The organism is Vibrio sp. nBUS_14 (assembly GCF_051201655.1).
Taxonomy (GTDB): Bacteria; Pseudomonadota; Gammaproteobacteria; order Enterobacterales; family Vibrionaceae; genus Vibrio.
The window spans coordinates 1,633,574-1,654,135 of the sequence record NZ_CP179206.1; the positions used below are offsets into that span (position 1 = coordinate 1,633,574).

Below are 20,562 nucleotides of genomic sequence, written 5' to 3' on the forward strand. Positions count from 1 at the left end.
TAACTTTATTTTCAATTGGAACTTTTCCTGATAGTCACGATCAGATCATGAAATAAAAAATATGAGAAACTCGCATGATTATCATTGAACAGCTAAAAAAAGTGAAAGATACCCGTTCGCACATCAACCAAGTCTACCCTGTTATAGAAGTCGCTTTTGTTGTCATAACAGCCATGCTTTGTGGTCAAAACAAGTGGACGGATATCAAGGATTTTGGTGAAGGAAATATCGACTGGTTACGTGAGTATTTCCCCTACGAAAATGGCCTTCCTACTCGTCATAATATTGCAGCAATTATGAGGACTATTGTTCCTGAAACACTCTTAGAAGCTATGGTGGGCTGGGTTAATTTGCATAGAGAGAGGCATGCTCAACCTATCATCAGTGTTGACGGGAAGGTACTAAAAGGTGCTAAAGCAAACAAACAAGATAACCCCCTTTATATGGTCTCGGCATTCGATGTTGATGAAGGTTTGACCCTCACACATCAACCCTGTAAAGGCAAAGGGACGGAGCTAACAGCGATAAAAAACCTGTTAGATACTTTAGATATAAAAGGATGTCTATTAACGGCTGATGCCCTGCATTGTCAGGTTGAAACTCTGAATAAAGTGGTTGATAAAGGTGGCGATTTCTTAGTGCAAGTCAAACTGAATCAGCCCAGTTTGCTTGCAGAAGTGGATGCACAATTCCAAGACTATTGGTCTTTGCCTGAAGATAAACAAGAGTCATACATCACCGAAGATAAAGGGCATGGCAGAAAAGAGGTTCGTGAGGTTTACGTTCTCCCAGCAGCCTTCAGTGAAGCACTCAGAGAAAAGTGGTCTGTCGTTAAAAGTGTTGTTGCAGTGGTGAGAGATAGAAGTGTCAAAGGGAAAGGAAGTTATGAAACATCGTATTATATTTGCACAGATCACTTGTCGTTAGAGTTAGCCTTACAAGCGACCAGAAAACACTGGCACATCGAGAACCAGCAGCACTGGGCGTTGGACGTTATTTTCAAAGAAGATGAACAATGTATTTATGCTGGAGATTCAGCACTAAATATGGCTTGTTGCAGACGTTTTGTTCAGAACTTGTTTAGAAAATCCGAAGGGAACTTGTCAGTACCCAGGAAGATGAATAAAGCGGTATGGGACAAAGATTACAGAGCTTCGGTTTTGTTTACATCAAATTAACAAAGTACATTCGTGCCCTTACCTTACCTTAAAGCAGGTCATATGGTTTGGATTTATATTTTTTGCTTTATGTATCAGTTCTTCAACATCGACCTTCAGAGCCTTGTTGGCTTTTTGATCGTTAACATTACTGTGCTTAAGAGAAAGAACATCACACTTTAAAATCCAAGCTCCATTATCTAAAGATGGGTCTAGCTTCAAGCTACGCTCTACGATCTCTAAAATCTCGTCAATATTAAATGTAGGAGCATCAGAGTTGTTGATGTCTTTCATTCCTCTGCGAATTATATGATTATTGAAACGCACTACGTTCTTGAAACGCTCTAAAAAAGGTTTAAGGTATTGACAGGTTTCACTAGTTGTTTCATAAATACTCCCTTTTAATATATAATATTCATGATTTTGTTCATCTAGTTCAATTAGTTTGTCACAGTAGTTATGTGCATCTTCTCTATGTTTCATCATATTACTGATGTAAACTAATTTTCTTAAGTACCTTATTTTTAAGTAGATGTTATCAGCGTTAGATAAATGACTTTCAGCTAATGATTTAGCATGCTCGTACTTTTCAGCTTTAACAAAAGTATCGATCTTTAATAGAAAGTTAAATTCGGATTCAGAAATGTGACCAATATCATTTTCATCTGTATTATTTAGTTCTCTTATTGAATTTGAAATATCCAACTCATTCTTGTGTTTCTTTAAATTAGCGAGATCTTTTGATATGAAAGCAGAAGAGATCGCTAAATTTGATTTGTCACGTGTGAAACTCTCTACGATGCGTTCTTGCTTAGATTCTGATAGGTTATCTTTTATTGGTAGGCCGCCTTTCAGATTATGGTGAAGTTCAGCCATGATATTATCAAAACCATCAACTTCAACCCAATACACTCGATCTTTCCATAATAATTTGCGTAACTCTGGGCTAATAGGATCTCCTGTTCTTACACACCAATATATACCATTTTTAAAGTATTCTTCTGACTTAAGTAGATGTGTGATGACATCCATTATAGAGCGGTCGTGTCCGGCATAACCCATTACAATCAGGCCATACTCTTTTGAAAATTCAATAAATTTATTTTTGATGTTTGATTCCAGTGATTCTGTTTCTCGCAACGTACTTTTTATGTCATCGAATAGGTAATCTCCATGAAGTTTAATTATTTTGGGTCTTGTAGAGCTGACGCTAAGAGATTGAACGCTTGAATCATGAGCACAGACCAAAGGACGATGATGTGAAAATTGGTAGAAAGCTTCATTAATTAGGTCGTCAAAATTAGTCGTAAATATTGTATCAAAGAATCGATTTGCACTATCTGCGAGGGATGCTAAATATGCGTAACCTATAGAAGGCATTGCTTTATCCACTTCCATTTCAACAAATCGTCTACGTTGTGACGGTAAGTCAAACTTTTTTTCAAATAGAGCTGAATATTCGTTTGCCTCTGTATACCAAGACCCCTCATTAGATATTAGGTAATCTTTAGCTATCTTATCTGATACAAAAGTTTCACGGCTATACATTTCATAGAGATCTTGTCGCCATTCTTTGACTAATGCTTGTCCGCTTCTAATACCAGAAGTAACAGATGCACCAGCTCCAAGTAATAGACTGTAATTTGGGCAAGTGTCGCTTACTCTAGTTCCTAAATATGAAGTTAAATCTTTAATGCTTCGCTCTTTATGTGACAGCTCTTTTCGCAGATCATCGAATTTCATTATGCATCTCTGTACTATTTTATGTCGGAGTATTATAGCGTTCAAAGTGTTAATTTAGACAGTGATATCAAGCACATATTTTCGATTCCCTTGATAAGTTTGTGAAAGTTAGACTCAGCATTAGAAGCTTGACCTGTCTACAACTTCACACTTTATAGCGACTATATTGATTGAGAGGGGGGCTTTCTGTGTCCCCTCCAAAGTAAGTCGAGAGACACTATGAAACGTTTAATTCTAAACATCACATTCTTGGTATTCATCGCACTTAGTAGCATGAATACCATGGCTTATGACTCAACGGTTAAGTATGATATCGCGTTATCTCACGATGGTGAGCAAATTGCTTATGACAAAAGTGGCAGTGGGGATACGGCACTGATCTTCATTCACGGCTGGAGTTTAGACAGCAGTTCAACGCAACCTTGATGAAAGCGGTGAAGTCAGTGAAGTAGGGCGGTTGTGATCATTTTATAGATAAAACGAAGGCCTCGCGTGTGTGAGGCCGTTAGTTTGATATGGAATAGGGTGCTAATTGTAAATGGTACAAAAGCGAGCCAACATACACCTCCCGACCTCCAAGGTGGACAGACTATAAATCAAGGCAGTCAAGGCTAACTTATCCCTAATGGAGGCGAATTTTATAACTCTTTTACAAGGCAGTATGTGACATGGCCTTTGGGGTAGTCGGGTAACTCACCAAAAACTTTATAGCCACGCTTCTCGTAAAAAGGCTTTGCTTGAAAGCTGAGTGTTTCAGTTCGCATGTAACTGAAGCCTTGTTCTTTAGCATAGGTTTCAGCAGCATCCATTAATTTGTTTCCGCCCCCCTGACCTCGATTCTTATCGGATAGCCATAGTAACTCAAGGATGCAATAGTTCCAGAAAGCACAGGCCCTAACTCCACCTAATACATTTCCATCATCGTCTTTTGCAAAGGCCGCAAATCTTGTGTCTGGCTCAAATACCACAGCATCAGGTATGTGTTTTTGATTAAAGGATTGAATGCCCTTACTTATGGTTTCAAGGTCGTTTTTATTGGGAGATGTGGTTACTTCTATTCTCATGGTACATCCGTAATTTTTGAGTTATGTCCCTATTATGCACATATAATTATTAAGCGTAATGATACCCCTCTATTCCGCAGACCCTAGTAAGGTATGAGGGGAAAGTAAGGCAAAATACATTGTGATGATTTCAAAGGTTAAGCATCGCTGTCACGAAAGGGGAAAGAAATCCTTCATCTTCTTATTATTTTTAGGAAAGTTTTGGTCTAGCTGGTCAAAGGGAAGTAAAAACGTCTAATGTCGGAACCGTTATTCAAACATAGAGCATTGATGCTTGGCACATATCGCTTCTTTTAGCGCCGACTGATCTTTCTTGGCACAAACTGGCTATAACTAACTGTTGCGGGTAGAGCCAACACCCGGAAAAGAGGTGGAGGAGCGAGATGAAAGATGAAGTCATACTAGTGACGGAAGATGATGTGGAAGTCGGTCACTGCGAAAAATTGAAAGCCCACAAAGACGGGAAATTGCATCGTGCTTTCTCCTTAATGATCGCAAGAAAAACGGCCGAGGGGTATGAGTTTTTGCTTCAAAAACGTGCATATGGGAAGTACCACAGTGGCGGAAAATGGAGCAACAGCTGCTGCTCTCACCCGCGTCCAGGTGAAGCCTTAGAAAATGCAGTTCAGCGTCGTGTTGGCGAGGAGCTAGGCATCAGCCAGCCACTACGACTCACCTCTCTCGGGTCATTCATTTATCAAGCACAACTCGAAAACGACCTTACAGAGCATGAGCTCGACCATGTCTTCTTAAGCTTTATCAAACAGCCCTTGTTAGCCCCAAACGCATCTGAAGTCAGCGAAGTTGAATGGTTTTCGACCGAGTCTATCCAGGAGACACTTCACCAACAGCCTGAAGCGTTTACGGTGTGGTTCCCTGACGTTTTTTATAAATTGGTCGAGTACCTTAAGATGGAATCAGAGAGTGCTGACTCACGCCAATTTTCCAAATAAGATTCAACGCTGCTTATCATCATTACTGTCCTCATTGGACCCAGTCTCTTTAAGCACAATTTCTTGAGACTCATCCACTTTTAGAAAGTAAGCATGTTGGGTTTGCGTTGAAATAATGTGTGGTAGGGCGACAGCACACACTTGGACAAGACTGGTATTGAGAAAATATTTACATAAGGAAAATACAGATAGCGATTCGCATGAGAATATTAACCAGTGAACGGCTCTAACTTGCCCATTGAGGTCACTTTATAATCCTCTCGATCCTTTTAAATACATTATCAGTTTCCACTCAAACCGCTTCCGTTAGTTTTTGCTTTCTTCACTCAGTCTAAATTTCATTGTCAATAAATTTTATGTTTCAAAAGTTTCCGGTTTGTTATTTTTGTGATCGTGTTTTAACATTTAATCGTAAGGTCTTGAGAAAAGCGAGGAATTCACGAGCAGTACTCGCGATAACCATAGCTAAAGTGAGATAAAAATTATGGAAATTAAACTAACAGCAGCAAAGCTCGGCGTACGGAAATCGACATCTTTCAAAATAAACGTAATCGCAGTAAGCATGTTCGCTGCATTTTTTTATTCAGGCAGTGCTAATGCCGCTGCAAACCTCAAACCAGATGACTTTGTAGGAATATCTTTTTGGTTAATCTCCATGGCGCTAATGGCGTCGACAGTGTTCTTCTTGTGGGAAACACAAGGGGTGACTGCAAAGTGGAAAACGTCATTGACAGTATCCGCTCTCGTGACTCTCATCGCCGCAGTACACTACTTCTACATGAGAGATGTGTGGGTTGCGACAGGAGAAACTCCAACTGTTTACCGATACATCGATTGGCTCCTTACAGTGCCGCTTCTGATGATCGAATTTTATCTCATCCTGAGAGCAATCGGTGCGGCTTCACCAGGCATTTTCTGGCGTTTGCTCATCGGTACGCTGGTCATGCTGATACCTGGTTTTATGGGCGAGGCGGGCTATATCAACGTCACGGTCGGGTTTGTCATAGGCATGCTTGGTTGGGCCTACATCTTGTACGAAATATTCTTCGGTGAGGCGGGTAAAGCAGCCACTAGAGAAGCCAGTGACTCTGTAAGATTTGCTTACAACTTAATGCGCTGGATAGTCACTGTTGGTTGGGCAATTTATCCAATCGGCTACGTTCTAGGGTACATGATGGGCGCGGTAGATGACGCATCTTTGAACTTGGTTTATAACCTCGCTGATGTCATCAACAAAATCGCGTTTGGTCTGCTCATTTGGTATGCAGCAACTTCTGAAAGCCAAAAGGAAGCTTAGCCAGTTAGAGAGCCGACGTCGGTCGGCTCTCTCTAATTTCGCAGAGTTACACCCACTCACATCAGTACACAGGTGGCACATATGAATAGTCCACTGAGATTGTCATTAGCAGATAAAACAAAGAGCGTGCAAAGACAGTGCGAGCGCTTCCTGAACTCACAAGTAGCCGGTCATCAACCCGCCGACTATCATTTGAGAACTGGTGGTAGCCGTACGAGAATGAAAATTTGTATCGGTGCTTCCCTTTCGTTGGGATTATCTGACAGCGATGCTGTTAGGCTATCAGCATCGATAGAGTTGATGCACAACGCATCCCTAGTGCATGACGACATACAAGACCATGATCCAACGCGTCGAGGTATGGAAGCGGTGTGGTCTAAATTTGGGCACAACGTTGCCATATGTACAGGCGATTACCTCATCACTAAGGCCTTTGGCTCACTCGCGTCGGTGTCTTGTTCTGGAGCTTTGCCATCGCTGTTGGAAGAGATGCAACAATCCGTAAGCGAAACGATCTATGGCCAGCTTGAAGACTTGACCACAGAGGAGGTGACATCTGCTAAGCAATATGAGCAGATTGCGGCGAGGAAAGCCGGACCGCTACTTTATCTGCCGTTAGTTCTTCCACTCGTAGCATCCAATGAGACCGTGTCAGTTTCGATAGCCAAGCGTTCTGCAACCAACTTTGCCGTCGCTTACCAGATACTCGATGATTTGACCGATAGCGTGGATGATGATTCAAAGTCCCGACCAAACTTGCTCAACTTTTATAAGCAACACAACGATTCATCTACGGCGTTTAAGCTGACCGTCCAGCGCGCTCGTTATCTTCTGAAAAGTTGTGAAAGAGACTTTAGAAAGCTCCCGAATGATTGCGCTGCAGGTTTTTTGGATAAAACGATATATTTACTGGGCGAGCTTGAGAGGCAAACGCATGAAAGCAGACACCAATAAGCATTCTATTCCAAGCGCTGTGGTTATCGGTGCGGGCTTCGGCGGAATGGCCTCAGCCCTTAGGCTAAGAGCTAAAGGCTATGACGTTACACTTATCGACAAAGGCGATCAACTGGGAGGCCGCGCTCGGGTGTTTCATCGTGGTGACTTCGTTTTTGACGCTGGACCCACAGTAATCACAGCTCCTTTTCTCATCGATGAACTTTTTCAGCTTTTCGGAGAGAAGACGCAAGATTATGTGACTATCGTTCCTGTCTATCCTTGGTACCGTTTTCACTACCATGATGGCTCTACGTTTGACTATGGCGGCTCATTAAACCAAATTCTAGCGGAAATCGAGTCTATTTCACCCGAAGACGTGGATGGCTATAAGCGGTTGCTCAGTACATCGAGAGACATTTTTGACATCGGCTTCTCCAAGCTTGCCGACGAGCCCTTCGACAAACCAACCTCCATGTTCAAGCAGATTCCAAACCTTGTTAAACTTGGCTGTTACAAAACAGTTTGGCAACTTGTCTCTGATCACCTGCAACATGAAAAGTTGAGACAAGCTTTCTCAATACAACCTCTATTAGTGGGCGGCAACCCATTTGACACAACCAGTATTTACAACTTAATACACTTTTTGGAACAAAAGTGGGGAGTGCATTTCGCCATCGGTGGTATGGGTGCTCTCGTCAAAGCGCTTGAACAGTTAATGCGAAGTAAAGGCATAAAGATCCGTTTAGGTGAAGAGGTTGAAGGTGTCATCGCTAAGGAGAAGAAAGTGACAGCCGTTGAACTTAAGGGAGGCAAAAGGATCCGATGCGACATCGTTGCTTCCAATGCAGACCCGGCATATCTCTATAAGAAGATGGTGCCAAGAGATCAACAACGCTGGTCAGCCAAGGTAAAAGCCAAATATTCGAAGTTTTCAATGGGTCTATACGTTCTCTATTTCGGTACGACTAAACGGTTCCCAAATATCGCGCATCACACCATATGGCTAGGAAAGCGTTATGAAAGTCTTCTTGACGACATATTCAATCGCCAAGTACTCGCGGATGACTTCTCTTTGTATGTTCACCGACCAACGGCGACTGACCCAAGTATGGCGCCGGAGGGCTGCGACAGCTTTTATGTACTGGCACCCGTACCGAACTTACAGTCGGGCGTAGATTGGGAAAAAACCAAAAATAAATATGGCGACCAGATTATTAAGGCTCTCGATAACAGTATGATGCCGGGGCTGTCCGAGTGTATTGTTGAACGCTTTTGCATGACTCCGAAAGATTTTGAGTGTAACTATAACAGTGTCCACGGTGCGGGCTTCTCCATCGCTCCAACACTCACTCAGTCGGCCTATTTTCGTTTTCACAACCGCGGTGAAGGCCCAGAAAACCTATTTGTGGTTGGCGCGGGTAGCCACCCAGGTGCAGGGTTACCCGGCGTACTTTGCTCGGCAAAAGTGTTGGAAAAAATAGTTCCCTCTATCGAACCGATGAAATCCAGTGGCTCTAACATCTTTTGGTTAAAAAGCGATAGCCAGCTAATACAGGATGTTGCCTCTCCCAAAACTAAAGAGTCGGATCAAGAAAGCGGAGGTTAATTATGAAAAATCCAGCGCTCCAAAGCTTGGCAACTCATGGTAAAACATTCAAATTCGCGAGTCTTCTACTGAGCGAGGTACACGTAGAGCAGGCTGCAAGGCTTTATCAGTTCTGCCGCTGGGTTGACGATCTAGCCGATGAAACGCAGGATAAAAGCTTTGCGAAAAAGATGCTAGACAACGTGAAGCAACAAATTATTACCAGCAAACCAAGTCACAAGATAACGGCAGACTACCTAATGTTATCCGGTGAATTAGGTATACCCATCAACCATGCTCTGACCCTCATTGATGGTGTTTCTAGTGATTTGAGTGAGGTTGCCTTTGGTACCGAAGATGAGCTCATCGAATACGCCTATAAAGTTGCTGGGGTTGTGGGACTGATGATGTGCCCGATTCTTGATGCTAAGCCGCAAGGCACTGCGCATGCAATCGATCTGGGAATAGCAATGCAACTGACGAATATAGCGAGAGACGTGATGGAAGACGCGCAACTAGGCAGAAGATACTTGCCTCTTGAATGGTGTGGAGTCAGTGCACATCAAATCGTCGAAGACTCAGACACAACGGTTCGGCCAAAGGTGATGCAAGCGATCAGACGTACACTCGCGCTGGCAGAGGGCTATTACCAAAGTGCGCGTCAAGGGTATCGTTACCTGCCACCGCAAAGCCGCAGAGCAATTGTTGTTGCAGAGGCTGTTTATCGAGAGATAGGAATAAAACTTGAGCGGCAAGGTCTGCGGTATTGGCAAGGGCGAACCACAATTACGCTCGGGGGGAAATTATGGTTAGCGTCTTCCAATTTAATCTCTTTTAAAGTACGTGGGAAAGCACCTCACAATCACGACTTGCACAAACCGTTGAGCAAGATAGTCGGTTTTGACAGGCTTGGGCGTAAATCGAATGGTCATCCGCACCAATAACCGGCCAGTTGTGCCGTATTTGTCAGCCAACCCCCAGTCAGAGTATAAAGCTGATCTCGTCATGGTGGGGGTAGGGCTCTCCTCTTGCTCGTTAGTGCTTGCTCTGATTGAAGCCGGATATCCGGGCGAAATAGTTATGCTTGAGCAAGCCAATGTCGTGAATACTAACAAAACATGGTGTTATTGGAGTGACCAGTATATGCCTCGTTATCTATCTCCTCTTGTGAGCAAACGGTGGCGTCACTGGCGTGTTGCAGAGACAAAGCACTCTGTTTCTAATAATGAATATGGCTACCATTGTATTAAAGCGGCAGATTTTTTTGATTACTGCTTTAAACGTTTTGCCAATCACGGGAAAGTCACCATGTTTTTCAACAAAGCGGTGGATGATTTTGCTGTGGGTACCAGCACGGTTACGGTTCGTTCCGACGATTTCAGCATCACCGCGACACATGGTTTCGACAGTCGTCCTCCACCGCTAACCAATGTTGGTAGAGGCAGCTTGCTCCAGTGTTTCACTGGCGCTTGGGTGGAGAGTACAGAACCCATATTTTGCCCTCAAACCGCCCACTTAATGGCGGATATAAAAACCGTGGGCGATGCCATTCAATTTATTTACATTCTCCCTCTAAGTCGGAGAGAGGCGCTGATTGAAGTGACGCAATTCTCCCCAAAAGCCGAATCATTACAGCATCTCAAACAAATGACGCTCGAGGTACTAGATACTTTCGGCTTGGGTCACGAAGCTGTGACTGGTTGGGAGGGAGGGATCTTGCCGATGACAAACCATATCGCCCCAACTATTGTCGATGAACAAGGTAATAACACGAGCAACCAATGGAGAAATATCGGTATTAGAGGCAACTGCATTAGAGCGGCAACTGGGTACGCTTTCTCGAAAATTCAACAAGATAGCCTACGCATAGCTCGCCAAATCACAGGGCACAAAATGGCAGCTTATAAAGAAAAGAAAATATTGGTGAACGCTGGGCTGTACACTTGGTTAGATTCTATATTCCTAATGGCTCTCACTCAGCGTCCTGAATTGGCACCCGAGGTATTCAAACGAATGGCGAGGGGAACAACCGGTGAGCAGTTCGCGAGATTCATGACTGAGCGTGCTTCGGCGCTTGACCTTCTCAAGGTTATTAGTTCGATGCCTAAACGAGCCTTTGTCCGCGCAGCTTGGGAGACAATGATATGGAATCGACGATGAATCATCTCCATTCTCGACTTTGGCCATTGTTTTGTGCTTCTGCCGCCACCTTGGTAATCCTTAGTTTATGGACATCTCATGGAGACACGGCAGTGTTGGTGCTGATTGCTGCATTTGGTATACCGCACGGGGCCCTAGACGTACTCATGATGATGCGTCTTTCAACAAATCGTAATGGTAGTGATGGCGTAAATGGACGAGTTCGGTTTGGTCTGTATTCGTTGACCTACTTGATAGCCGTTATTTTCTGCTTGTTCTTATGGATGAACGCACCAATGTTGTGTTTGGTTCTACTGCTAATCCTTGCCGCTGGACATTTTGGGGAAGACTGGACTCCACTTGCTCGAAAAAGCAGAGTTTTTTTTGGGGTTGTTGTCGTGACACTACCTTCCATTTTCCATCCTAATGCCCTGAGCAGTTACTTCGTTGCTTTAGGGGTAAGTGGGTATCAAGCAAGCAACGTGGTAACTCTGATGACTTTGGCATGTCTTCTATCGTGCATAGTGCTGATTACTCAGTTTACTAAGCACTCGATGGACTTTCATATTTGGGTATTAAGCCTTTTCGTTGCCGCTGCGCTCTTACCCGTTCTCCAATACTTTTGCCTATATTTTTGTGCGTTGCATGCCCCGCTTCATACTCTAGACGTCAAACAGACCAACCGATTGTCATGGAACCAAGTATTAAAAGCGGCGTTATTGCCGACTATTGGTACGGTACTCATCATGATTGTTTTTTTTAACTGGCTTCCAGATAAAGAATTGCCGGCTCAACTTCTTAATACGGTTTTTATCACTTTATTTGCGCTGACCGTTCCTCACCTTTTTCTCACACGAGTTTATAATGGACGTGTACGAAAGCCCAAACTGATAAAGCCAAACAAATAGTAATGAGAAGGCACACGACACACGACTCTAATTTGCACTATTTATCGTCACAGCGAGATATACACAACGAATTCCTAAAGGGGTAAATGTTACAGCAACTGTTTATATCATTAGTAGCACTGCCATTAACCGCGAAAACCACGTCACAATATTTGAAAGAATCTAATATCTGTCTTTTACAATATCAATATGATGATCCTAATTTAGTACAACAGACTGGTGCTTAACGATCGACTAGTCGTTCCGAGTCATATTAGGCATTTGCCCTAGCATCCCATCTTCGCCGAAATGAAATGTTTCAAGTTGGGCTCTGGGTGTGGAACTCGACTTTATAGAGCTGGTATGGAGCGCTTCATCCTTTGTGTTAGCGGCGTAAAGTTGCCCAGAGAACGGAATGCTGGTGTCGTAATTTTCAAACCATACTGCCATTGCTTCCGTTAGCAAATTATCAGATTTGTCGACATGTGCTAAGTAAGATTTGTGGTTGGCAAATATTCTCAAGTCATGAACTAAGTTGGGCGTGTTGTCGTCCGGGAAAACCGCTGCCATCAAAAAACCGGGAATCTTCTGACGCCAAATGTCGCAGACGGTCTCGAATGACGTACCTAAATTCTGTATTTGTCCAGGCTTCACATAACGCGTGGTAAATCCAAACAACGGAGGGCCTTCTTCCCTACCGCCATCAGGCTTCATGAAGCCGGCAAGGCTTGTCTTAAATTCGTACTGTACGCCCGAAGCTACTTTCGCTCGGTTTTTTGTTTCTTCATTCCACCCACCAAACACGGTTAACGTATCTGGGTTTTCAGGCGAGTAATCATACGTATCCCATAGGGATTCTGTCTGAGTAGGGTGAGACAAGTAATCGTTAAACGCACTGGCACTTCGGACCCATAAAATATGCCAGTATGCCAAAGGATCTTCTGTATCAGGAAAGGCAAAGATTGCCTTAATGTCTGGATTTTCTTCGTAAGCTGACTTTGAATGCGCTTGGTACGTATGCCTAAATTCAGCCAGTTTCTCTTTTTGTATATGACGCTTACCGTAAACAAGAACCGGGGTTACTGGTGTCGAGTCAGAGATAACAGCAGTGCCTTCAAAAAGGCGTAAAACGGGGCTTGCTTGTTTTTATCGTCTTTCTTTTGCATGTCTTATCCTAACTGAGTGTCTATTGCTATCTACTATTGATCGTTTAAGTTTAGTTTTAATTCACGGTAATCTTTTATCTGTTTTGATGCTAACAGTTCATCCCTAGTATTGGGAGACTAAGTATGATGAGCTACAGTGTAACTTATCGTGGTGTCTTCATATCTCTCTCCCGTTTGATGTAGCAACTCATAGAACAGCAGATCAATCTATCGATTTTGCATCACTAAAATCTAATGCTAGATATAAGTTCACGACTTGAGGACATTGGTTATGTTGGTATTCATCTGCTATTTTACAGTCACATAAATCATTAAATTCAGCGAAGGAAACTGGCGGGCCTAATACATTCGAGTTGTCATCCATCTTCACTCTTCCTTAAGTAGCCACACTTGAGTGACTTATGCACAAATAGTACAAACGAACTGTATGACAAAACCATGAGGTAGTATGCCTGTATAATATATTCTGTTCGTTAGCTAGTTGTTCATGTTTTAGCTGATGTAACATCTTTTATATGAATCTAATGTCACTATAAGCGTAGACCAAACATCTTCTGTTATCCTAACTTTCCGAGTTATTTTTCTTTCTTTTTAGTGCAAGTAACCCGCAAGAGAGCTAGAACAACAGTAAACATTAATATTTTATAACTTTAAAGAAAGCAAGTTCGTTATTTTGTTTTTTTGCAAACGTAACAAGTTCATCCGTGGCAGACTGTGACTGCTGCACGGCACTCGCATTTTCATTGACGAGGTCGCGTGCTTTGATCGTAGTGACTGCAATACTTTCTGTAACAGAAAACTGTTGATGAGAAGCGGTCGCGACTAACGCATTCATATCTGAAATAGTCCTAACCGATGCATCAATGTCTTTAAACGCAGCCTTCACTTTTTCTGATATCTCAACCGAACCTTTTATCGACTCTACATCTGATATGATATTGTCGTTCGCCTGCTCTGATTGGTTCTGTAAGCGCGTGATGATTTCCTGAATGCTACGTGTAGACTCTTGTGTCTTACCCGCTAAACTGCGAACTTCATCTGCGACCACCGCGAAACCACGGCCTTGCTCTCCAGCCCTAGCTGCTTCAATTGCAGCATTCAGTGCCAATAAGTTTGTTTGTTCTGATATAGAACTAATAATATTCGTCACTTCACTTATGTTTATTGCACTATTCTTTAGATCTTCAATCAACCTCGCCGTTACCTGAATAGAACCGCTCATTCGTGAAGTAAGTTCTGTTGACTCTTGCAGTAAATGACTCCCTTTTTCAACACTCGACAAAGCAATTCTTGTTTGCTCTTCTGCTTGAGTCGCATTTGAGGAGACCTCACTAGCTGTACTCGACAGTTGGCTAATAGCTGTAGAAATTTCGTCAACCTGAGCTAATTCAACCTGTGCATTATTCGCGGTACTTTCCATAACCGCTGATAGTTTGCCTGTTGCCAAATTAGACTTTTCTGAAGATAACGTTAGTTCGTCAATTAACGAGGTCAACTGCATCATTGAACGGTTGAAACTCTGCCTAATTTTGTAAAACTCATTTTGGGAGGGTTTAGCATTTATTCGCTTGATCTCACCTTTAGCAAAACAATCTATGGCTACTGAGATATCGTCAACATTTTTTAGAATTGTTTTAGTGGCAAGAAAAAGAATAAGAGCTGAGATAAGCCAACTTATGCTTAAAGTGAGTAAAGTCCATCGCTCCAAGCCTTCTAATGACGCTTCCTTATCGATGGCGCGTTGAATAAGCAATGCCTCCTCTCTTACAGATGCTCCATCAAGTATCCTTCTTATCTTGTCAACATACGCCTTTCCTGTCGCTTTATTCACAAATTCAGAAGCTGCTTGATTCGACCCTATCTCCCTAATCGCGATACCAGTATCTAACACTTCACTTTGCCAATTGTTCACCTCGGCAAGAATCGAGTTAAAAGCTATCGTTTGGGTGCTGTTGTCTTTAGTTAGTTCAATCAAACCCTCAAGTGCTATATGAATCTTCTTTTTCCCCTGGTAATAGGGCTCAAGAAAGTTCTTGTTTCCCGTAATCATATAACCCCGGTATCCAGTTTCCATATTAACAACTTGCTCGACTGCTTTATCGATATCGAGCATCACTCGATATGTATGATTCACCCAGTGACTATTTTCACGAATAAGTTTATTGGAAGAACTAATAACCAACAACATTGTTAAGAAAGACAATGATATTGCTGACATTATAATAATAAATAGCCACTTTGTAGGTATGTTTTCTAATCTTGACATATTAAATCCATTTTTTATGACGTTGACTGGTATGAGAGTTATCAGTATTTATATGAAAACAATACAGCATGCGTTTGTTATACCCCAGATGCATTATTAAATAGCAGTCATTCAAAAATGGTATACATCAAAAACCGCTTTACGAATGTGGCTTTTGGTGGGAGAATTAAGTTGAAATTAAAACTATCAGTAATGACTATGGATATAGAATCTTTAAAGATGTTTGCAGTTTTAGCGGAACATCTTAACTTTACCGAAGCCGCAAATGCACTAGAAATAAGCCAGCCTACTTTAAGTCGAAAAATTAGAAGTTTAGAAAAAAAAATCAATGCGACATTAGTTCATCGAATCGGAAATAGGATTAGCCTCACGCCGCATGGTGAAAATTTTTTGGAGTCTACATTAGATATTTTAAGTTTAGTCGAACACAGCGTCGAAAAGCTTCAAGATCAGCAGCAAGGCATAAGCGGGAGGTTACGGATAGGGTGTTTACCTTCAATGTCACGATTCTTAGTACAAAATTTTCTACCTACATTCCACCATAAGTTTCCCAACATTGATATTCATTGGCGTACCTTATCTGTAGATATACCCGTGATCATTGAAGATGCTTGATTTTCAATGAAATCAGGATCATGCTACTCACCATGAAAATGGTACTAACTCCTGAGCAAAAACAACAACTCGAACAGATGCACAATACTGAGCGTGATCGTCGAGTATGCGACCGTATAAAAGCTGTCTTGCTAGCTTCCGAAGGTTGGAGCCCGCCTATGATCTCTCAAGCCCTTCGTATCCATGAATCTACAGTTGCTCGTCATCTTAGTGATTATGCTCTATCTGAAAAACTTAAACCTGAGAATGGCGGGAGCCAGAGTCTACTTTCTGATACTCAGACGATGCAGCTCATCGAGCATTTGACTGAGAAAACCTATTTTCATACGCGTCAAATCGTTACTTACGTCGAAGCTGAATTCGGTGTGAGCTACACCGTTTCTGGGATTAATAAGTGGTTACATCACCACGGTTTTGCATACAAAAAGCCCAAAGGTGTACCACATAAACTAAAGCCTGAAGAGCAGCAAGCATTTATCGAGTATTACAACGAGGTACTTAAGCCCAAGGATGCGCCTGTACTTTTCATGGACGCCGTTCATCCAACTCAATCAACAAAACTTAGCTGTGGCTGGATCCGTAAGGGACAGGATAAGCTAATTGAAACGACAGGTAGCCGCACTCGAGTGAATCTAATCGGTGCTCTGTCATTGAAAAACATCAGCGCAACGATCACAGATACTTATGAAACGATAGATAGCGAGAGTATTGTTCGCTTCTTTTGGAAACTCAAGAAAGAGCATTATCCACTAGAGCAAACCGTGCATATTGTGCTTGATGGTGCAGCCTACCATCGGTCAGAAATGGTTAGGAATGCGGCAAAAGTACTCAATATAGAGCTTCATTACTTACCCTCATACAGCCCAAACTTAAATCCAATAGAGCGGCTTTGGAAAGTAATGAATGAGCATGTGAGGAACAATGTCTATTTTCCCTCCAAAACAGCATTCACCTCTGCTATCAAAAAGTTTTTCGATGTGACGTTACCAGAAGTTGCAGGCTCACTTGTATCCAGAATTACAGATAATTTTCAGGTACTGATACCTGCATCTTCAAGTTGAAAGGGTATAATCTAAAAGTGATGGATAATATCGATCTAGTTATTTCCCCCATAGAGCCTAATGACGATAGGATTGTTTGTCGTAAGTTGTCCCAGTTCCAGCGTGCTTGTTACGCCTCTCCTAAATACCTCTACCAAGCATGTATACCAAGGTTTGTTGATGAGCTGAAACAACACCAATGTATCACACAGGTGAACAAGGTTGGAATCGAACGCTATTGGAAATTAGAAAATACAGAGGGAGAAAAACGTGAGGTTAGCGTCAAAGGAAAAATGACAACAGATTCCATCGATATTGCCACATTTATGGCGATAGAAGGTCTAGGTGTCGCTTTGCTTCCAGTCACGCATGCAAGAGAGTATGTAGTGAATGGTCAGTTAATACCGTTATTTCATAGTTTATGGTTTGAAATAAATTATCTCTATATTTTTTATAAACAAAGTTTACATACTCCCAATCGTTTTAAGATCTTTATTCATGAACTTGAAGAATTCCGAAAGCAGTGGCAAAACGGGCTAAACTATACTTAAAGGGTGGGATTAAAAAGGGGAGGGGGAAGCTGCTATACAGGTAAAACTAAGGCTTCGTGATCACTAGGCCTTAGTTTTTGAGAATCGTAGAGCCAGCATTTCTTACATCAAATCGGTAAAATAATGAATTCTTTCACTTTTGTGGGAATCGATTATTTTTTGTTTTGAGAGTCTTGAATTTTTTTTGCAATCCACTGATGCAAATGAAGTCCCGTTTGACGCTTTACGAGTAAATTTATCCCAGCTAAAATTAATAGTCCAATTATTGTACCCATAATCATCTCCACACTTATTATCGTTTGTAATTCAATTGAATCAATACGTGTTAGTTAGTATTTTTAATCCATCGATTTCATCATTTCATCTATATCTAATCCACCAAGTTCCTTTAGGTTATTCTTTATCTCCTCATCTATAGATAATTGACGTTCAACTTGTTTCACTTTTTTCTCAAGAAATTTTTCAACTTCTTGAGATACATTGAACATTAGCCCTTGTTCACGCGCTGCTTTTCTCGCTAATTTAAGGCGAGCATCCAAGTCTGAAGGGATTTTTATGTTCAGTGATACTTTGGATTGTTTCTTTTGCAATGGCATGTCTATTCTCATTTTTTACTTGAGAATACTATAAAGTTTTCTACCTTTTTAGCAAGAAAATTTTAACTTTACCTATGTCTGAAGCGAAACAAACATCACATCAAGGCGAAAATATCTAATATTTATTTGAGACTTAGCCCCATTTCAATGTTAGACGATATAGTCCAGCTTAGCGTGATCTACGTTAAATAAGTCGAGTCAGTGCAGAAAATTGACAGCACAGATGATGTTTACACTCCTCCAGATCCCGCAGTAAGAACCCCTACCAACAGTTGCGACTTCGCCAAGGTTTCTAGGGCGTGTTGATCTTTCGTGAGTGTTTTTTGAACAGCATGGTAAAGAGTTATAATTTGCTTCGCCAAAAGTAAAACCATAACCAATACCATGCCAAGAACAATGCTAACTGATATTCGCTGGGAACTGCTACTCCAAGTTATGAAAAGTACAGGTCGTATTTACGATAAAACTGAACATCGAATGACATTTGAAGGAATACTTTATCGAATGAGAACAGGTATTCCTTGGCGAGATCTACCCTCTGAGTTCGGAGAGTGGAGTACCGTTTACAGACGATTTAATCTTTGGTCAAAGAAAGGGATTTTAGATAATCTTTTCAAAAGCTTATCTAGCATGGCTGACTTTGAATGGGTATTTCTTGATGGCTCTATAGTTAGAGCGCATCAGCATAGTACAGGTGCAGCTACTGAAAGTTCAGAGCAAATAGGAAAAAGTCGCGGGGGCAACTCAACCAAAATTCACTTAGCTGTAGATAGTGGTGGCCTGCCGATTTGCTTTGATTTATCAGAGGGACAACGCCACGTGCATATTTCGGAGCTATCCGACCGCCTATTTCGGTTTTAATCGACCACCAAATCCGTTTTTAACCGACCACTCATTTCGGTTTTAATCATCCACTTTTCGGTGTGTTTCCGAAATCGATGGTCGATTTACCGAAATAAACCTCTTTTCTCTTTTAAATCAATAGGTTTAACCTGAGTCTTTCATGTTGAGAGCACTAAGGATAAATCATGCCGAAAAAGAGAATGCCAATGAATAAAATTAAGGAAATATTACGCCTCCGATACGAGCGCAATCTTTCTAATCGACAGATCGCCGCTTGCCTCAATATTGCTCATTCCACTGTATCCCAGCATCTATCCCGATTTAAATCCAGTGGCCTCACGTGGCCACTGGAAGAGACTCATCATGAAAATCAAGTCACCCAAGCTTTGTTTGATGGTCGCTCATCTTCTCAGCATAAAGTGATGCCTGATTTCACTCTCTGCTACTTAGAATTGAAGCGTAAAGGGATGACTAAAGCTTTGCTTTGGGAAGAGTATTGTCATCAGCATCAAGACAAAGCCTATGGCTATACACAGTTCTGCGAACTGTATAGACGTTGGCTAAAGACACAAAAACGCAGTATGCGCCAACTTCACCATGCTGGTGACAAGCTCTTCATTGACTACTGTGGCCCAACGATCCCTGTTGTGAATCCAGATACAGGAGAATGCAGACATGCTCAGGTATTTGTCGCCACTTTAGGGGCGTCAAATTACACCTATGTCGAGGCGAGTGAGAGCCAAGGGCTTGAACACTTCCTCATGGCTCATGTGAATACCTTTAATCACTTTGGTGGTGCTCCGAATCTACTTGTACCTGATAATCTGAAATCTGCTATAACGAAAGCAGACCGTCATAGCCCTATCCTCAATGAGAGCTACCGAAAACTGGCACAACATTACGGCGTTGCTGTGATGCCAGCCAGGCCCTACAAGCCTAAAGATAAAGCCAAAGCTGAGAACGCAGTTCTCATCGTAGAGCGCTGGATAATGATGCGCCTTCGCCACCAAGTGTTCTATACAATGGCTGAGCTGAACCTGGCTATCCGAAAGCTGATGCATGACTTAAACCAACGAGAGATGAAGCAGCTTGGTGTCAATCGACATGACTTGTTCAACAAAGTTGACCGTCCAGCGTTAAAACCACTGCCATCGCAACCATATGTGTATATCGAAACTAAACGAGCAACCGTCTCCCCTGATTATCACATTCAATATAAAAAGCACTTCTACTCTGTGCCGCACCAACTTGTTGGGCAACAAGTTGAGCTTGAAGCAACGCATCAAATAATACGTATCTACCACAAAGGGAGCATTGTTGCTCACCACTGCACAAGCCAAAAAGAATATGGTCTCTCTACCGTTTACGAGCATATGCCAAGCAACCATCAATACCAATCATGGACACCCGAGCGTTTTATCCGTTGGGGAAAATCTATTGGGCCAGCCACAGGTGAACTGACTCAGATGTTGCTCAAACGCCCAGAGCATGAAGCATTGGCCTTTAGAAGTTGCTTTGGGTTACTAAGTCTTGCCAAAAAGCACTCAGACGCACGGTTAGAACAAGCTTGCCGAGATGCCTTAGTGACAGAGAAGCCATACCTTGGCTTCGTCAAAAACTTATTGAAGAACCATCGTGAAGGCACTCTCTCTCAGCCTTCCACTGATACACCAAACCTTAAACACACTAATGTTCGTGGTTCCAACTACTACCACTAGGAGAAA

17 protein-coding genes and 2 pseudogenes are annotated in these 20,562 nt (G+C 42.2%); 14 read left to right on the forward strand and 5 right to left on the reverse strand.

From position 1 onward, the window contains the following. Positions 1–74: 74 nt before the first annotated feature. On the forward strand, positions 75–1,178 hold the full coding sequence (locus tag ACMAZD_RS07615; protein ID WP_435247249.1) for an ISAs1 family transposase: 1,104 nt from the start codon (positions 75–77) through the stop codon (positions 1,176–1,178). Positions 1,179–1,196: 18 nt separating this feature from the next. On the opposite strand, the gene ACMAZD_RS07620 is transcribed toward ACMAZD_RS07615, so the two are convergent. Next, entirely contained in the window at positions 1,197–2,900 is a 1,704-nt protein-coding gene (locus tag ACMAZD_RS07620) for an SIR2 family protein (RefSeq protein WP_435249151.1), read from the reverse strand. Positions 2,901–3,119: 219 nt separating this feature from the next. On the opposite strand from ACMAZD_RS07620, the pseudogene ACMAZD_RS07625 reads away from it, so the two are divergent. Beyond that, positions 3,120–3,308, forward strand: a pseudogene (locus tag ACMAZD_RS07625) (alpha/beta fold hydrolase); the annotation flags it as partial. 230 nt (positions 3,309–3,538) lie between these two features. On the opposite strand, the gene ACMAZD_RS07630 reads toward ACMAZD_RS07625, so the two are convergent. After that, positions 3,539–3,964: a GNAT family N-acetyltransferase gene (locus ACMAZD_RS07630; RefSeq protein WP_435249152.1), complete on the reverse strand. Its 426-nt coding sequence runs from the start codon at positions 3,962–3,964 to the stop codon at positions 3,539–3,541. A 383-nt stretch (positions 3,965–4,347) separates the two neighbouring features. Between ACMAZD_RS07630 and idi the strand changes: the two genes are divergently transcribed. From idi to ACMAZD_RS07665, 7 genes are all read left to right on the forward strand, one after another. After that, on the forward strand, positions 4,348–4,917 hold the full coding sequence (gene idi / locus ACMAZD_RS07635; RefSeq protein ID WP_435249153.1) for an isopentenyl-diphosphate Delta-isomerase: 570 nt from the start codon (positions 4,348–4,350) through the stop codon (positions 4,915–4,917). A gap of 484 nt (positions 4,918–5,401) precedes the next feature. Further along, positions 5,402–6,214 (forward strand): bacteriorhodopsin-like, encoded by an 813-nt coding sequence (locus ACMAZD_RS07640; protein ID WP_435249154.1) that lies wholly within the window; start codon positions 5,402–5,404, stop codon positions 6,212–6,214. Between the two features lie 81 nt (positions 6,215–6,295). Continuing rightward, the gene (locus ACMAZD_RS07645; RefSeq protein WP_435249155.1) at positions 6,296–7,168 is read left to right on the forward strand and encodes a polyprenyl synthetase family protein; all 873 of its coding nucleotides are present in this window, start codon (positions 6,296–6,298) and stop codon (positions 7,166–7,168) included. Beyond that, a complete protein-coding gene (gene crtI / locus ACMAZD_RS07650; RefSeq protein WP_435249156.1) occupies positions 7,149–8,756 on the forward strand; it encodes a phytoene desaturase family protein in 1,608 nt (535 codons plus the stop codon). The genes ACMAZD_RS07645 and crtI overlap by 20 nt, the downstream gene beginning before the upstream one ends. Positions 8,757–8,758: 2 nt before the next feature. Then, on the forward strand, positions 8,759–9,679 hold the full coding sequence (locus ACMAZD_RS07655; RefSeq protein ID WP_435249157.1) for a phytoene/squalene synthase family protein: 921 nt from the start codon (positions 8,759–8,761) through the stop codon (positions 9,677–9,679). Beyond that, positions 9,660–10,895 (forward strand): lycopene cyclase family protein, encoded by a 1,236-nt coding sequence (locus ACMAZD_RS07660; protein ID WP_435249158.1) that lies wholly within the window; start codon positions 9,660–9,662, stop codon positions 10,893–10,895. Before ACMAZD_RS07655 ends, ACMAZD_RS07660 begins: the two co-directional genes overlap by 20 nt. Further along, positions 10,892–11,782, forward strand: a complete 891-nt coding sequence (locus ACMAZD_RS07665) for a Brp/Blh family beta-carotene 15,15'-dioxygenase (protein ID WP_435249159.1) — start codon at positions 10,892–10,894, stop codon at positions 11,780–11,782. Before ACMAZD_RS07660 ends, ACMAZD_RS07665 begins: the two co-directional genes overlap by 4 nt. Positions 11,783–12,016: 234 nt before the next feature. Here the strand turns inward: ACMAZD_RS07665 and ACMAZD_RS07670 are convergent, their stop codons facing one another. Next, positions 12,017–12,694 (reverse strand): hypothetical protein, encoded by a 678-nt coding sequence (locus tag ACMAZD_RS07670; RefSeq protein WP_435249160.1) that lies wholly within the window; start codon positions 12,692–12,694, stop codon positions 12,017–12,019. Between the two features lie 867 nt (positions 12,695–13,561). After that, positions 13,562–15,193 (reverse strand): methyl-accepting chemotaxis protein, encoded by a 1,632-nt coding sequence (locus ACMAZD_RS07675; protein WP_435249161.1) that lies wholly within the window; start codon positions 15,191–15,193, stop codon positions 13,562–13,564. A gap of 171 nt (positions 15,194–15,364) precedes the next feature. Here ACMAZD_RS07675 and ACMAZD_RS07680 point away from each other — a divergent pair, with 171 nt between their 5' ends. The 3 genes from ACMAZD_RS07680 to ACMAZD_RS07690 are packed head-to-tail and all read left to right on the forward strand — an operon-like array spanning position 15,365 to position 17,399. Then, complete coding sequence (locus tag ACMAZD_RS07680) at positions 15,365–15,808, forward strand: LysR family transcriptional regulator (RefSeq protein ID WP_435249162.1); 444 nt, start codon at positions 15,365–15,367, stop codon at positions 15,806–15,808. A 32-nt stretch (positions 15,809–15,840) separates the two neighbouring features. Then, positions 15,841–16,869 carry an IS630 family transposase gene (locus tag ACMAZD_RS07685; RefSeq protein WP_435247117.1) on the forward strand — a complete coding sequence of 343 codons (1,029 nt, stop codon included), beginning with the start codon at positions 15,841–15,843 and terminating at the stop codon, positions 16,867–16,869. A 20-nt stretch (positions 16,870–16,889) separates the two neighbouring features. Next, positions 16,890–17,399 (forward strand): LysR substrate-binding domain-containing protein, encoded by a 510-nt coding sequence (locus tag ACMAZD_RS07690; protein WP_435249163.1) that lies wholly within the window; start codon positions 16,890–16,892, stop codon positions 17,397–17,399. 338 nt (positions 17,400–17,737) lie between these two features. Here the strand turns inward: ACMAZD_RS07690 and ACMAZD_RS07695 are convergent, their stop codons facing one another. Further along, entirely contained in the window at positions 17,738–17,995 is a 258-nt protein-coding gene (locus ACMAZD_RS07695; RefSeq protein ID WP_435249164.1) for a hypothetical protein, read from the reverse strand. 384 nt (positions 17,996–18,379) lie between these two features. Here ACMAZD_RS07695 and ACMAZD_RS07700 point away from each other — a divergent pair. Together ACMAZD_RS07700 and istA are read left to right on the forward strand one after the other, a co-directional pair. After that, positions 18,380–18,814, forward strand: a pseudogene (locus ACMAZD_RS07700) (IS5 family transposase); the annotation flags it as partial. Positions 18,815–19,023: 209 nt separating this feature from the next. Continuing rightward, positions 19,024–20,556, forward strand: a complete 1,533-nt coding sequence (gene istA, locus ACMAZD_RS07705; RefSeq protein ID WP_435249165.1) for an IS21 family transposase — start codon at positions 19,024–19,026, stop codon at positions 20,554–20,556. Positions 20,557–20,562: the final 6 nt, after the last annotated feature.